Origin of the sequence: Roseateles asaccharophilus (assembly GCF_004362405.1) — a bacterium.
GTDB classification, from domain to species: Bacteria; Pseudomonadota; Gammaproteobacteria; order Burkholderiales; family Burkholderiaceae_C; genus Kinneretia; species Kinneretia asaccharophila.
On sequence record NZ_SNXE01000009.1, the window covers coordinates 63,644 to 77,059 of the forward strand.

Consider the following 13,416-nt stretch of genomic DNA (forward strand, 5'->3'; position numbering starts at 1 on the left):
ATGCGGGCAAGCGCGCTTGCGCGCGCCGCGCCCGAAGGCTAGCCTAGTCCGCGTGACCGTTCGCCTCGACCTTGACCATCTCACCCTGTGGATGACCGCCGCAGCGCGCGAGCATTCCCTGGATCTGACCAACCATGTGGCGGAGCGAACCGGGGCCAGCCGCCGGGCGGTGCAGGCCGCACTGCGCCGCCTGGTGGACGCCCAGTGGCTGCGCCGCGAGGGCAGCCGCAGCCGGCCCGTCTACCACCCGGGGGCCCTGCGTCAGGTGGCGCGCAGCTACACCCTCTACGGCCTGCAGGAAGACATCCCCTGGCAGCGCGACTTCGCGCCACATTTCGAACTGCCCCGCCATGTGGCGCGCATGCTGCAGCATGGCTTCACCGAGCTGCTGAACAATGCCATCGACCACAGCGGCGGCAGCAGCGTTACCGTCTCCCTGCGCCAGACGCCCAGCCATGTGCAGCTGCTGGTCTCGGACGATGGCTGCGGCGTCTTCGACAAGATTTGCAGCAGCTTCGACATCACCGATGCCCAGCACGCCATGCTCGAGCTGAGCAAGGGCCGGCTCACCAGCCAGCCCGAGGCCCATACCGGGCGCGGCCTCTTCTTCTGCTCGCAGCTGGCCGATGTGTTCGACATCCACGCCAACAACACCGCCTACCAGCGCCGCGCCTGGGAGGCCAGCGGCTGGCAGGCCGGTCGCGCCCTGCCCCGCCAGGGCAGCTCCATCTATATGGCCATCGCCCTGGACACCACGCGCAGCCTGGACCAGGTCATGGAGGCCTGGAGCCTGGCGGGCGACGGCATCGAGTTCGACCACACCCGGGTGTGTCTGCGCCTGCTCGCGGGACCGGGCCAGGCCCTGGACTCGCGCGCCCAGGCACGCCGTGTGGCGGCCCGGCTACCCTCCTTCAAGCGGGTGGAAATCAGCTTCGAGGGAGTGGAAGACGTCGGACATGGCTTCACGGACGAGCTGTTCCGTGTGTTCGCCCGGGCCCGACCGGAGGTCGAGCTGGTGCCCACCCACATGACGCCCCGCATTGCGGCCCTGGTGGCCAGCGCGCGCAAGGGCTGAGCCTGCAGCTCAATCCACCCGGCAGACCTTGAGCATATTGGTGCCGCCGGGGTAGCCCATGGGCTCGCCGCAGGTGATGGCATAGGTGTCACCCGGCATCAGCACGCCGCGCTCCACCAGCAGCTGCTCGGCCGCCTTGAGGGCCTGGTCGCGGTCGTCAAACTTGGGCATCAAAAGCGGCCGCACATTGCGGTAGAGATTGAGCTTGCGCTGGCTCACCTCCTGGGTGGTCAGGGCAAAGATGGGCACATTGATGCGGTGGCGGCTCATCCACAGCGCAGTGGAGCCTGACTCGGTCAGGGCCACGATGGCCTTGCAGCCCAGGTGGTAGGCGGTGAACAGGGCGCCCATGGCGATGGACTGGTCGATGCGGCCAAACTGGCGGCCGGTAAAGTCGGTATCCAGGTTCACGAACTCGGCGCGCTCGGCCTCCAGCGCGATGGCGGCCATCTGCTCGATGGTCTCCACCGGGTACTTGCCGGCGGCGGTCTCGGCGCTGAGCATCACGGCATCGGTGCCGTCCAGCACAGCATTGGCCACATCGGACACCTCGGCGCGGGTGGGCACCGGGTTCACGATCATGGACTCCATCATCTGGGTGGCGGTGATGGTTACCTTGTCCAGCTCGCGGGCCAGCTTGATCATGCGCTTTTGCAGGGCCGGCACGGCGGCATTGCCCACTTCCACGGCCAGATCGCCGCGCGCCACCATGATGCCGTCGCTGGCCTTGAGGATGGACTCCAGCTGGGGAATGGCCTCGTAGCGCTCGATCTTGGCGATCATGGCCGGCTTGTGACGCCAGGGCTCGCCGGCCACATTGGCCAGCTGGCGGGCCATTTCCATATCGGTGGCATTCTTGGGGAAGCTCACCGCCAGGTATTCGCACTGGAAGGACATGGCGGTCTTGATGTCCTCCATGTCCTTGGCCGTCAGGGCCGGGGCGGTCAGGCCGCCGCCCTGCTTGTTGATGCCCTTGTTGTTGGACAGCTCACCGCCCAGCTTGACCGTGGTGTGCACCTGGGAGCCCTTGACCGAATCCACGGTCAGCACCAGCAGGCCGTCGTTGAGCAGCAGGGTGTCGCCGGGCTTCACATCGCGCGGCAGCTCCTTGTAGTCCAGGCCCACGATCTGCTCATTGCCCAGCTCGGTGCGGTCGGCATCCAGGATGAAGGGCGTGCCGGGAATCAGCTCGATCTTGCCGTTCTCGAACTTGCCCACGCGGATCTTGGGGCCCTGCAAGTCGGCCATGATGGCCACCGAGCGGCCGGCCGCGGCAGCGGCCTCGCGCACCATGCGGGCGCGGTCGATATGGTCCTGGGCCTTGCCATGCGAGAAGTTCAGGCGCACGACATCCACGCCGGCCCGGATCATGCGCTCCAGCACCTCCGGGGACGAGGAGGCCGGGCCGAGGGTGGCAACGATCTTGGTGGCGCGGGTCATGATGGGGCTGTCTCTCGCTGAAATCTAGTTACAGCGAAAGATTATGGACCGCAACATGGCCCGCGCCATGGTTTCAGCAGGTTTCAGCCGCGCGCCGCATGCACATCCGCGGCGGCCAGCGCCGTCATATTGACGATGCGGCGCACCGTGGCCGAGGGCGTGAGGATGTGCACCGGAGCCGCCGCGCCCAGCAGGATGGGGCCGATGGTCACGCCTTGGCCGGCCACGATCTTCAACACATTGAAGAGGATGTTGGCCGCATCCAGCGACGGCAGCACCAGCAGATTGGCCGCGCCCTGCAGCTTGCTGTCGGGCAGGAAGGTGGCGCGCACGCTCTCCGACAGGGCCGCATCGCCATGCATCTCGCCCTCGCACTCGATCTCGGGATGCGCCGCGGCGAACAACTCGTGCGCCCGGCGCATCTTCTGCGCCGAGGGCCGCTTGCTGGAGCCGAACATGGAATGCGAGACAAAGGCCAGCTTGGGCGGCAGGCCAAAGCGGCGCAGCTCCTCGGCCGCCATGGCGGCGATCTCGGTCAGTTGCTCCGCATCCGGGCTGTCATTGACGAAGGTATCAGTCACGAACAAGGTCTGCTTGTCCAGCATCACCGCGTTCATGGTGGCAAAGCAATGGGCCCCCTCGCGCAGGCCGATCAGGTCGGACACATGCTCCAGATGCGAGTCGAAGCGCCCCACCATGCCGCAGATCATGGCGTCGGCATCGCCCAGCTTGATGGCCAGGGCGCCGATGGTGGTGTTGGAGCGGCGCACCGCGGCCTTGGCCATGTCCGGCGTGACGCCGTTGCGCCCCATCAGCTGGTGATAGGTCTCCCAGTACTGGCGGAAGCGCGGATCGTTCTCGGGGTCGATCACCGCCACATCCTGGCCCAGCTTCAGGCGCAGGCCGGCGCGTTGCACGCGCATGGCGATCACCTCGGGGCGCCCGATCAGGGTGGGACGGGCCAGGCCTTCGTCCAGCACCACCTGCACCGCGCGCAGCACGCGCTCGTCCTCGCCCTCGGCGTAGATCACGCGCGCCGGCTTGGCCTTGGCGGCCGCGAACACCGGGCGCATGAACATGCCGGTCTGGTAGACAAAGCGCGAGAGCTCCTGGCGGTAGGCCTCCAGATCCGCGATGGGGCGCGTGGCCACGCCGGACTCGGCCGCGGCCTGGGCCACGGCCGGGGCAATGCGCAGGATCAGGCGCGCATCAAAGGGCTTGGGAATCAGGTAGTCGGGGCCGAAGGCCAGGTCTTGCCCGGCATAGGCGGCCGCCACCTCGTCGCTGGTCTCGGCCTTGGCCAGGGCGGCGATCTCGCGCACGCAGGCCAGCTTCATGGCTTCCGTGATCTTGGTCGCACCGCAATCGAGCGCGCCGCGGAAGATATAGGGGAAGCACAGGACGTTGTTGACCTGGTTGGGATAGTCCGAGCGGCCGGTGGCGATGATGCAGTCGGGCCGCGCGGCCTTGGCCAGCTCGGGACGGATCTCGGGCTCGGGGTTGGCCAGGGCCAGGATGATGGGCTTGTCCGCCATGGTCTTGACCATCTCGGGCGTCAGCACGCCGGCGGCCGAGCAGCCCAGGAAGACGTCGGCGCCCGCGATCACCTCGGCCAGGGTGGTGGCCGCGGTGGTCTGGCAGTAGCGCTGCTTGCTCTCGTCCAGCTTGCCGTCCTTGGCATCCTGGCGCCCTTCGCGGATCACGCCCTTGGAGTCGACCACAAAGATGTGCTCGCGCTTCACGCCCAGGCCCACCATCACATCCAGGCAGGCGATGGCCGCAGCCCCCGCGCCCGAGGCCACCAGCTTGACCTGGCCGATGTCCTTGCCCACCAGCTCCAGGCCGTTGAGCAGGGCGGCGGCGCTGATGATGGCCGTGCCGTGCTGGTCGTCATGGAACACCGGAATGTTCATGCGATCGCGCAGCTGCTTCTCGATATAGAAGCACTCGGGCGCCTTGATGTCCTCCAGATTGATGCCGCCCAGCGTGGGCTCCATGGCCGCGATGATCTCGACCAGCTTGTCGGGGTCGCGCTCGGCCAGCTCGATGTCAAAGACATCGATGCCGGCAAACTTCTTGAACAGGCAGCCCTTGCCCTCCATCACAGGCTTGGCGGCCAGGGGACCGATATCGCCCAGGCCCAGCACCGCCGTGCCATTGGTGACCACGCCCACCAGATTGGCGCGCGAGGTGTAGTCGGCCGCCAGCGAGGGATCGGCCTCGATGTCCAGACAGGGATAGGCCACGCCCGGCGAGTAGGCCAGGGACAGGTCGCGCTGATTGGACAGGGCCTTGGTGGGGGTGACGGAAATCTTGCCGCGCGTGGGGGCGCGGTGATAGTCCAGCGCGGCCTCGCGCAGGGCGGCCTCAGCCGGCGACAGATTGGACTTGTTGGGGCTGCTGCTCATCCCGCGTCTCCTCAATACAGGGCGGGCAAGATTACCCTGCTTATCCCTGCGCGCCGATGCCGAGTGTTTTGCCTGCCATGCAAAGATGGCAAGGTCCCCGCCGTCGACGTATGCCTGCGCCACAGGACTTCAGGTGGCGGAAAACCCCGTTCTGCGCCCCGCCTCGCGCCCGCGCGTGAATTGCGCACGCATGCAATCCTGCCGGCGCCGCGAAAATACCGCGCCTCTCCGAACGCCCCCATCATGTCCGACAAGCCTTACCTGCGGCGCCGCGCTTGGCTGCGCCAACAACTGCTCTTGCCGCTGCTGAGCTCGCTAGGCGGCGCTGCCGCGCTCATCCATGCCAGCTCGGCTCGAGCGCAAGCCACCGGCGCCCAGGCCGTCAATGGCTCGGGCGCCTCCTTCCCGTCCCTGGTCTATCAGCGATGGGCGGCCAGCTATCTAAAGGCAACAGGGCACCAGGTCAGCTATCAGCCCACCGGTTCCGGTGAGGGACAACGCCTGGTCAGCGCTCGCCAAGTGCACTTCGGCGGCAGCGATTCGCCGCTGCCGCCAGAAGAACTGAGCAAGCGCGAGCTGATTCAGATGCCCATGCTGGTGGGTGGCATCGTGCCCGTCGTCAACCTGCCGGGCCTCAGCGATGCCAGACTGCGCCTGAGCGGCCCCGTGCTCGCCGCGCTGATGAGCGGGGAGATTGAGCGCTGGAACGATGCCCAAATCAGCGCCCTGAACCCCGGGCTCAGCCTACCCGCTCTGCCCGTGCGGCGTGTGGTACGGGCCGACAAGTCCGGCACCAGCGAGGGCTTCACGCAATACCTGAGCACCGTGTCGCCAGGTTTTGCCAAGCGCGTCGGCGCGAGTTCACAGCCCAAGTGGCCCGGCGAAGTCGAGTCCGCCGAGGGCAATGATGGCGTGGTCAAGGCCTTGAAGGCCCGGGCCGGCACTCTGACGTATGTGAGCTACGACCGCGTGCAGCGAGACCGGCTCAGCAGTGCCAGCCTGCTCAACGCGGCGGGCCAGTGGGTCTCAGCCGGGGAAGCTGGTTTCCGCTCGGCCATTGCCAACAGCGATGTGGCCCGCAAAGGCGACGACCGGGCCTCTCTGATGAACCGTGAAGGGGCCGAGAGCTGGCCCATCACCATGACCAGCTTCATCCTGATTGACGCCCGTCCGCCCAGCGGCGCGGCCGCGACACCAGTGCTGCGCTTTCTGTACTGGTGTCTGATGCATGGAGACGAGTTGCTGCGCGGCACGGGCTTCGCACCGCTGCCAATCGCGCTTCAATCCAAGCTGGCTGCAAGACTGAGCTTGGTCAAACCCCGCGACAACAAGCCCCCGGTGTACCAAAGCGCTTGAAGCCTCAAGACTGCCAGTGGTGGTTCAGGCGCAAGCACTGGAAGTCAGGCAATCCGGCCAACCAGTCTGCAATACAACGTCGCTGCTCGCGATCGGTCTTGAGTGATCGCAGTCGCTGCAGAGGCTCGGCAGGTAGACAGCGCTCGGGATCGGCCCAACACGCCTGCAGCATCGCCTGAACCGTCGCGAGACTGCGGGACAGCGTCGGCGCTAGCTCGGGAGCATGAAAGACCTTGCGATTCACAAGCTCGCTGAGCTGTCTCAACCACAGCCGCGCCTGCGGCATAAGGCTTGCCTGATACCGCAGCAAGGGCGAGTCCAGACCGACCATCTCATCCACCTCGACCGAAACCACGAAGGCATTGACAAGAGCCCCGATCGCCCGGCGGCGACGCAACTCGGAGCTGCCAAACAATGCCTCTGAAACCGCAGTGTGATCGGCCACATCCACCGCGTTCGCCCAAGCTCGGTCCGGCATAAGCTTGCGCCAGTCATCCGGGCCGATCCGCCCGAGCACGATGCCGTCCTCCAACTCATGCACACCATGGGCGATCTCCGAGGCAAGGGCGACAATGCTGCTGTCCCAAGACGGAGTGCCCGCCTTGCCCGCATGGTGCGATTGAGCGGGAAGGGCGGGTCGAAGAAAGCGCTCTGCGTCAGCCGGAGACAGGCACTCCATCAACCAGCTTGCCGCCCCTGCATCCTCGTCATAAAAAGCGCCTGGCGGCAGCGTTCCATGGGGCCCAACGACGGAGCTCATTGCCGCAGGGTAAGCAAGACACCCTAAGAGCACGCGGCGCGACAAGTCCAGGCCATGACGCTCGGAATAACACTCCAGTGCGCTGACCGCACGAAAGGCCTGCGCATCAGTTTGATAGCCCCCGATGTCCGACGTCCAGCTTTGCAGGGCAATTTCTCCCCCTTTGCCCATGGGCGTACAGCCCAAGAAACGGGCAAAGGCAATGGCCTCGATCAGATTGGGATCAGGCATGACCTCGCGCCAAGCTGCATGAGGGGAGTGCAGTGCATCCAGGGCGCGCAGCAAGCCACGCGACAGCTGTGCCACTTCCAGCGCTTGGGTAAGCCGCGTCCGCATCAGGTCCCCCTGATCCAGACCGGGAAGGACGTACTTGCCCTGAAGTCGACGAAAGCCGGCACAGTGCAGGACGCGAGCCCTGTCACGGGCATAGGGATTGCGATAGCCCCCTCTGGCCCGACTGATTTCCTCGCCGGACCTCCGCTGCGACCACACCGCCATGGACTGGTAGCGAACGATCATTTCGGATTGCATGGTGGCTTCCATGGCGACTCCTCAGGGTGTGCGCTGATGGCAGACTCAATGCTCCCTGCTGCAAACCTTAGGCGCCGCCCCTCGCACCCAACAGGCTTGCTCGTGCGCGCAAGATCGGTTGGCGTGAAGCACGCCACGTTTTTACCCATGCTTGTGTCGGCTCAACTAGACTGCTGCGCCTCTTCTAGCCCGCTAAGCGGCAACCTCAGGGTAAAGCAACTCCCCTGCCCCGGGGTCGACTCCACCTCCAATCGGCCCCTATGCTTCTTGACGATGGAATAGGACAGCGACAAGCCCAGGCCCGTTCCCTTGCCCACGGGTTTGGTGGTGAAGAAGGGCTCAAAGATGCGCGCCATGACCTGCTCGCTCATGCCGCAGCCGTTGTCCCGGATGGCGATGCAGGCCCAATCGGACTCCTGCCAGGACCGGATGCTGATCTGTCCGGCAGACTCGATGGCTTGGCTGGCATTGACCAGCAGGTTCATCAGGACTTGATTGATCTGGGCGGCAAGGCAATAGACGGGAGGCAGCCGGGCCAGACCTTTGTGAACCACGGCCTTGAACTTGATCTCATGAGTCAGCATGTTCAGGGTGGACTCCACGCACTCGTTGAGGTCTGCGTAAACCCATTCCGCGGCATCCACCCTCGAAAAGTTCTTAAGGTCCTGAACAATACGCTTGACCCGCTGCAGGCCCTCAATGCTCTCTGCAATCATTCGAGGCATGTCTTCGGACAGATAGTCCAGATCCATGGACTGCGCCAAAGCCTGAGCACGCGCTCCAGCCCCCCCCTCCACCAAGGGCCCAGCCTGGCGGTAGAGTTGCAGCAGATCCAGCAAATCACGCACATCCCTGGCCAGGGAGCCCAGATTGCTGTTGACGAAGCCGATCGGGTTGTTGATCTCGTGGGCCACGCCAGCCGCGAGCTGGCCGATCGAGGCCATCTTCTCCTGAGCCGCCACCTGCCGCTGCAACTCCCCGAGCTGCTCATAGGCGCGTGCATTGTCCAGCGCCACGGCGGTATAGGCACAGAGGTTGCGAAAAATCAGTTGTTCATGCTCGCCAAAGCAGCCGGGTGTGGTCCCGACCACCCGCATCACACCCAGCTCGCGATCAGCGAGCTGCAGCGGCGCCACCATGCACTGCCCGCGCCCGGGTTCGGTCTGGGTTCCTTCACCCATCAACAGCACAGCTCGGCCGCTCAACACCCTCGCACATTCATGTTCCACATCGGCCACGGCAATCGGCCCCGGTGTGTCGCCGACGTCGGACTGACCGAAAGCGCAGCACAGCTGCTCGCCGCACTCATCGAGCAAATAGACCGTCAGTTGCTCCGCCTGAAGCAGATCGCGCACATGGCCTTGGAGCAACTGCAACACCCGCTCGGTGCTAAGTTGTGACGTGATTTCCTTGCCGCAATCACCCAGTCGCAGCAAAACGGAATGCAGACTCTGCAGGGCTGCGGCACGCTCAGCCTCAGACTGGGCCAGTTGACGCAGATGCTCCTGCTCCGCCCGAGCCTTCTCCACTTGGTGCTGCACATGCAGCAGTGCCGCCTGTTTTCCCGACTCCTCGGTAAAAACCTGTTGTCGCAGCTCGCTGGCACGCTGGCTCAAGACATAGGCTTGACTGAAATCACCCGTCTGCGCGTGCAGAGCCGCCGCCATTTCAAGTAGGGCCGGCGGTGGTCGGTAGCCCGACAGCGCCTCAGCTTGGCTCAGGGCAGCATCAGTCCAGGTCAGCAATTCCGAAGCACTGGAGCCAACGGCTTGGTCGATTTTCGCCAGCGTCCACAGAACGTCGACCAGGGTGCTGCGCTCTCGCTGCTGCTGCGCGACTTCTCGCGCATGCAGGCCGGCAGCACGCGCTTCGTCCAGTCGCCCCGCCCGCAACAGAGCGCGCGCCCGCCCCAAAGCGGCATCCGTGTGCAAGTCCTTGGAATCGACGCAAAGCGCGCACTCGGCGAGGCGTGTGAAATTCTCTAGAGCACGGTCGTTTTGCTCCAAATCGAGTTCAACCTCGGCCAGGTACTTCAGGGCCAGCAGTGCGCTGCGATTATGAGGATGTTCGATGAGTAAGCTCTGGCATTCCAGCAGCAGATCCCGCGCGGCAGAAAGCTGGCCGATGCGACGCATTGCATCCCCGGTTTGGGCCAACGCCAGTGACAGCGCCCCTGGCCAACGTGCCTGCCGCGCAAGGCCCAGCCCCTGCTGCAACCACTCAACAGCCCGCGGATAGTCGGACATGCTGGTGTAGGTGTAGCCCAGATTCGAGGCCACAGACATGGCGCGACGCAACTGTCCCGATTCCATGGAGAGCCGGAACGCCTCAATCAACCACTGCGCCGCCGGTGCGAAGTCCGCCGATAGCCCACATTGCAAGCCGCGAAAGTCTGCCAAAGCAGCAGCGCATGCGGGACGCAGGCCCTGCGTGGTGCGAGGTAGGCAATGGTCCCAGCTGGCATTGGCTTGCGCTTGGTCACGAAACAGCTCCGAACGCGCCAGCGTCATCTTCAAAAGTAGCAAGCGCTGGTCATCGCAAGCTCGTTCCGCCAGCAAGATCGCGGACCTCAGCGCCTCACGCAGTGCGTCGCCGTCACCACGGTCGGCCGCCTCGTAATGCTTCAGCCATTGCACATCGGCCTGCCCCTGCCAATCCTGCAGTGTTTCAAACAGAGCGCCGGCCTCCTGCAAGAGCGACCGGGCTGGATCGAGATGCATGTCCAAGAGACTGAGCTCGGCCAGCACCAGCGTCATCCGGGCGCGCACCCATAGGCCCTGCGGTCCATCCAGGGCTTCGAGATCCGCGCTTGCCAGCACTGACTGAGCAATCTGCCGGGCATGGTCGCCCTCACGCTGGCGCAGCGCCCATGCCAGTCGCGTCGAAAGCACGAGTGCATGCGCCGAATCCTGGACCTCCCCGCCGGGAAGCCCAGGCCCTGGAGGAAACAGCTCCAGATCAAGCAAGGACGCCATCGCACACCGCCCGGCAGGCTTCAGTGGTTCCGTCCACCCGCCCGGCCCCAGGCCTCCAGCATGTCCGTGGTCACAGACTTCGGACGTTCGATGGGATAGGCGAGCGCCCGATCCCAAATGATGTTCGCCAGCACCCCAATCGCACGCCCCACACCGAACAGCACGGTATAGAAGTCGTGCTCACGCAAGCCGTAATGCCATTGAACAACGCCACTGTGACTATCCACATTGGGCCAAGGATTCTTGGTCTTGCCGTGTTCACTCAACACCCTCGGCGCCACTCGGTAGATCATGTTGACGAGCCTGAACAAGGGATCGTCGGGCATGTGACGCTGACAGAATTCCATCTGGGCGGTGTATCTCGGATCAGTCCGCCGCAAGACGGCATGGCCATAGCCAGGAATCACCTGCCCGGCGCTCAAGGTTTCCCAAAGAGCCTCCCGCACCCGATCTTCATCGGGTAGCGTATCGCCCAGCGTTTGCTGGAAGTGCAGTATCCAGCTCAGTACCTCCTGATTGGCCAAGCCATGCAGAGGGCCCGCCAGACCATTGAGCCCCGCGCTGAAGCTGTAGTAGGCATCGCTAAGTGCGGAGGCAACCAGATGGGTGGCATGCGCGCTCACGTTCCCGCTTTCGTGGTCGCTGTGCAGGATGAAGTACATGCGCGCCACATCGTCGTAGGGCCGGGGAATGCCCATCATGTGGGCAAAGTTAGCGCCAAAATCCAGATCACTTCGTGCCCCGATGATGTCACCCTGCCGGTACTTGAGCCGGTAGATGAAGGCAGCAATCTCCGGCAGGCGCGCCAGGAGATCGCAGCAATCCTCGTACATCAACTCCCAGTACTGGGTCTTGCGGACCTCTCGATGCCGTGCCGCGAAAGCACTTTCCCGCTGCATGCAAAGCACAGCCATCGAGAGCAGTGTCATGGGATGCGTGTCCTCAGGCTGCGCACGTAGCACCTCGAAGACGTAGCGCGGCACGGCAGCTCGCCGGCTCAGATCGTCCTGCACCTCGCGCGCCTGCGCCAGGCTGGGAACCTCGCCAGTCAGCAAAAAGAACCAAAAGGCCTCAACGCTTGGATACTCACAACCCGCAGCTTTGGGCAATGCGGCAAAGGTCTCGGGGATGTTCTTGCCTCTAAAGCGTATGCCCTCTTGCGGATCCAGATAAGAGATATCTGTCACCAAGGCATGAATGTCCCGCGCCCCGCCCACGATCTGGCCTATGGTGACAGCGTCCACGACCACCTCAGACCACTCCCCGAGCAGTCTTGCGGTTCGAGGCCGATGCTCCGAGATCTTCTGCTCCAACAGGGACTTGAGTATCGTCATAAGACTCTCCTCTCGATCGCTTATCCCAGGCTAGCTACGGGCAGGCAGGGTGCACAGCCCTCAAGACCCGCAGATCGGACCTCGGCCCTTGCTGCTGGCACTCAGGCTACGCTCTCACCCGCAGACTGAACAGCCCGACAGAAACTCACAAGAGCCTCGCCGCGTGACCGAGTTCACATCCGGGGACGCTGAAAAAAAGAAAACGGGCGCTTATGCGCCCGCTTTCGGGTGTTGATGACCGGCCGCCGTCGGCACTCGCTCGTGCCTCAGCCCTGCGCGCGCCGGCTCAGAATCTCGAAGGCCGGCAGGGTCTTGCCTTCCAGCACTTCCAGGAAGGCACCGCCGCCGGTGGAGATATAGCCCACGTCCTTTTCGATGCCGTACTTGGCGATGGCGGCCAGGGTGTCGCCGCCGCCGGCGATGCTGAAGGCGTCGGACGCCGCGATGGCGCGGGCCACGGCTTCGGTGCCGCCGGCAAAGGCGTCGAACTCGAACACGCCCACCGGGCCGTTCCAGACGATGGTGCCGGCCGCCTTGAGCTTGTCGGCCAGGATGGCGGCGGTCTTGGGGCCGATGTCCAGGATCAGGTCATCGTCGGCCACCTCGGTGGCGGCCTTGGTGGTAGCCGGGGCGTCGGCCGCAAAGCTCTTGGCGGTGACCACGTCCACGGGGATGGGCACCTCGGCGCCGCGGGCCTTCATGGCCTCGATCACGGCCTTGGCATCGGCCAGCAGATCGGGCTCGGCCAGGCTCTTGCCGATCTTCAGGCCGGCGGCCAGCATGAAGGTGTTGGCGATGCCGCCGCCCACGATCAGGCCGTCCACATTCTTGGACAGGCTTTGCAGAATGGTCAGCTTGGTCGAGACCTTGGAGCCGGCCACGATGGCCACCAGGGGGCGCTTGGGCGCGGCCAGGGCCTTGCTGATGGCGTCGATCTCGGCGGCCAGCAGGGGGCCGGCGCACGCGATCTTGGCGAACTGGGCGATGCCATAGGTCGTGCCCTCGGCGCGGTGGGCGGTGCCGAAGGCGTCGTTCACATAGATGTCGCACAGGGCGGCCATCTTCTTCGCCAGCTCCTCGCTGTTCTTCTTCTCGCCCTTGTTGACGCGGCAGTTCTCCAGCAGCACCAGCTGGCCGGGCTGAACTTCGACGCCATCGACCCAGTTGGCCACGACGGGAACTTCACGCCCCAGCAGCTCGCCCAGGCGCTTGGCCACGGGAACCAGGGAGTCCTCGGGCTTGAACTCACCCTCGGTGGGGCGGCCCAGGTGCGAGGTCACCATCACGGCGGCACCGGCCTTCAGGGCGGCCTCGATGCAGGGGATGGACGCGCGGATGCGGGTGTCCTCGGTGATATTGCCGGCATCGTCCTGCGGCACATTGAGGTCGGCACGGATGAAGACGCGCTGGCCGGCCACCTTGCCGGCGGCGATCAGGTCGGAGAAACGCAGAACGTTCATGATCAGGGAATGACGCTTGGAGTTGAGAAACCGGTCGGGCACCGTCCCGGTGCCGCATCACCCTCAAGCTTACCAAG

8 protein-coding genes are annotated in these 13,416 nt (G+C 64.8%); 2 read left to right on the forward strand and 6 right to left on the reverse strand.

Going from position 1 to position 13,416, the window contains the following annotated elements:
* Window positions 1-52 precede the first annotated feature (52 nt).
* A complete protein-coding gene (locus DFR39_RS16745) occupies window positions 53-1,075 on the forward strand; it encodes an ATP-binding protein (protein WP_133604996.1) in 1,023 nt (340 codons plus the stop codon).
* Window positions 1,076-1,084: 9 nt separating this feature from the next.
* Here DFR39_RS16745 and pyk read toward each other — a convergent pair whose 3' ends face one another.
* Both pyk and DFR39_RS16755 read right to left on the reverse strand, forming a co-directional pair.
* Window positions 1,085-2,515, reverse strand: coding sequence for a pyruvate kinase (gene pyk, locus DFR39_RS16750; protein ID WP_133604997.1), 1,431 nt, complete (start codon window positions 2,513-2,515; stop codon window positions 1,085-1,087).
* Between the two features lie 83 nt (window positions 2,516-2,598).
* The gene (locus DFR39_RS16755; protein ID WP_133604998.1) at window positions 2,599-4,923 is read right to left on the reverse strand and encodes an NADP-dependent malic enzyme; all 2,325 of its coding nucleotides are present in this window, start codon (window positions 4,921-4,923) and stop codon (window positions 2,599-2,601) included.
* Between the two features lie 243 nt (window positions 4,924-5,166).
* On the opposite strand from DFR39_RS16755, the gene pstS reads away from it, so the two are divergent.
* Window positions 5,167-6,279 (forward strand): phosphate ABC transporter substrate-binding protein PstS, encoded by a 1,113-nt coding sequence (gene pstS, locus DFR39_RS16760; RefSeq protein ID WP_133604999.1) that lies wholly within the window; start codon window positions 5,167-5,169, stop codon window positions 6,277-6,279.
* A 4-nt stretch (window positions 6,280-6,283) separates the two neighbouring features.
* Here pstS and dgt read toward each other — a convergent pair whose 3' ends face one another.
* The 4 genes from dgt to DFR39_RS16780 all read right to left on the reverse strand — a co-directional run bounded on the left by dgt (window position 6,284) and on the right by DFR39_RS16780 (window position 13,339).
* Complete coding sequence (gene dgt, locus DFR39_RS16765; RefSeq protein WP_133605000.1) at window positions 6,284-7,582, reverse strand: dGTP triphosphohydrolase; 1,299 nt, start codon at window positions 7,580-7,582, stop codon at window positions 6,284-6,286.
* 149 nt (window positions 7,583-7,731) lie between these two features.
* Complete coding sequence (locus DFR39_RS16770; protein ID WP_162849567.1) at window positions 7,732-10,536, reverse strand: ATP-binding protein; 2,805 nt, start codon at window positions 10,534-10,536, stop codon at window positions 7,732-7,734.
* Window positions 10,537-10,565: 29 nt separating this feature from the next.
* Window positions 10,566-11,879: a citrate (Si)-synthase gene (locus tag DFR39_RS16775; RefSeq protein WP_133605002.1), complete on the reverse strand. Its 1,314-nt coding sequence runs from the start codon at window positions 11,877-11,879 to the stop codon at window positions 10,566-10,568.
* A gap of 266 nt (window positions 11,880-12,145) precedes the next feature.
* A complete protein-coding gene (locus tag DFR39_RS16780; protein ID WP_133605003.1) occupies window positions 12,146-13,339 on the reverse strand; it encodes a phosphoglycerate kinase in 1,194 nt (397 codons plus the stop codon).
* Between the last annotated feature and the right edge of the window lie 77 nt (window positions 13,340-13,416).

Bases quoted from the DNA above. Each gene is read 5' to 3' on its own strand.
- DFR39_RS16775 (WP_133605002.1), bottom strand. From the start codon at position 11,879: ATGACGATACTCAAGTCCCTGTTGGAGCAGAAGATCTCGGAGCATCGG.
- dgt (WP_133605000.1), bottom strand. From the start codon at position 7,582: ATGGAAGCCACCATGCAATCCGAAATGATCGTTCGCTACCAGTCCATG.
- DFR39_RS16780 (WP_133605003.1), bottom strand. From the start codon at position 13,339: ATGAACGTTCTGCGTTTCTCCGACCTGATCGCCGCCGGCAAGGTGGCC.
- pyk (WP_133604997.1), bottom strand. From the start codon at position 2,515: ATGACCCGCGCCACCAAGATCGTTGCCACCCTCGGCCCGGCCTCCTCG.
- pstS (WP_133604999.1), top strand. From the start codon at position 5,167: ATGTCCGACAAGCCTTACCTGCGGCGCCGCGCTTGGCTGCGCCAACAA.
- DFR39_RS16755 (WP_133604998.1), bottom strand. From the start codon at position 4,923: ATGAGCAGCAGCCCCAACAAGTCCAATCTGTCGCCGGCTGAGGCCGCC.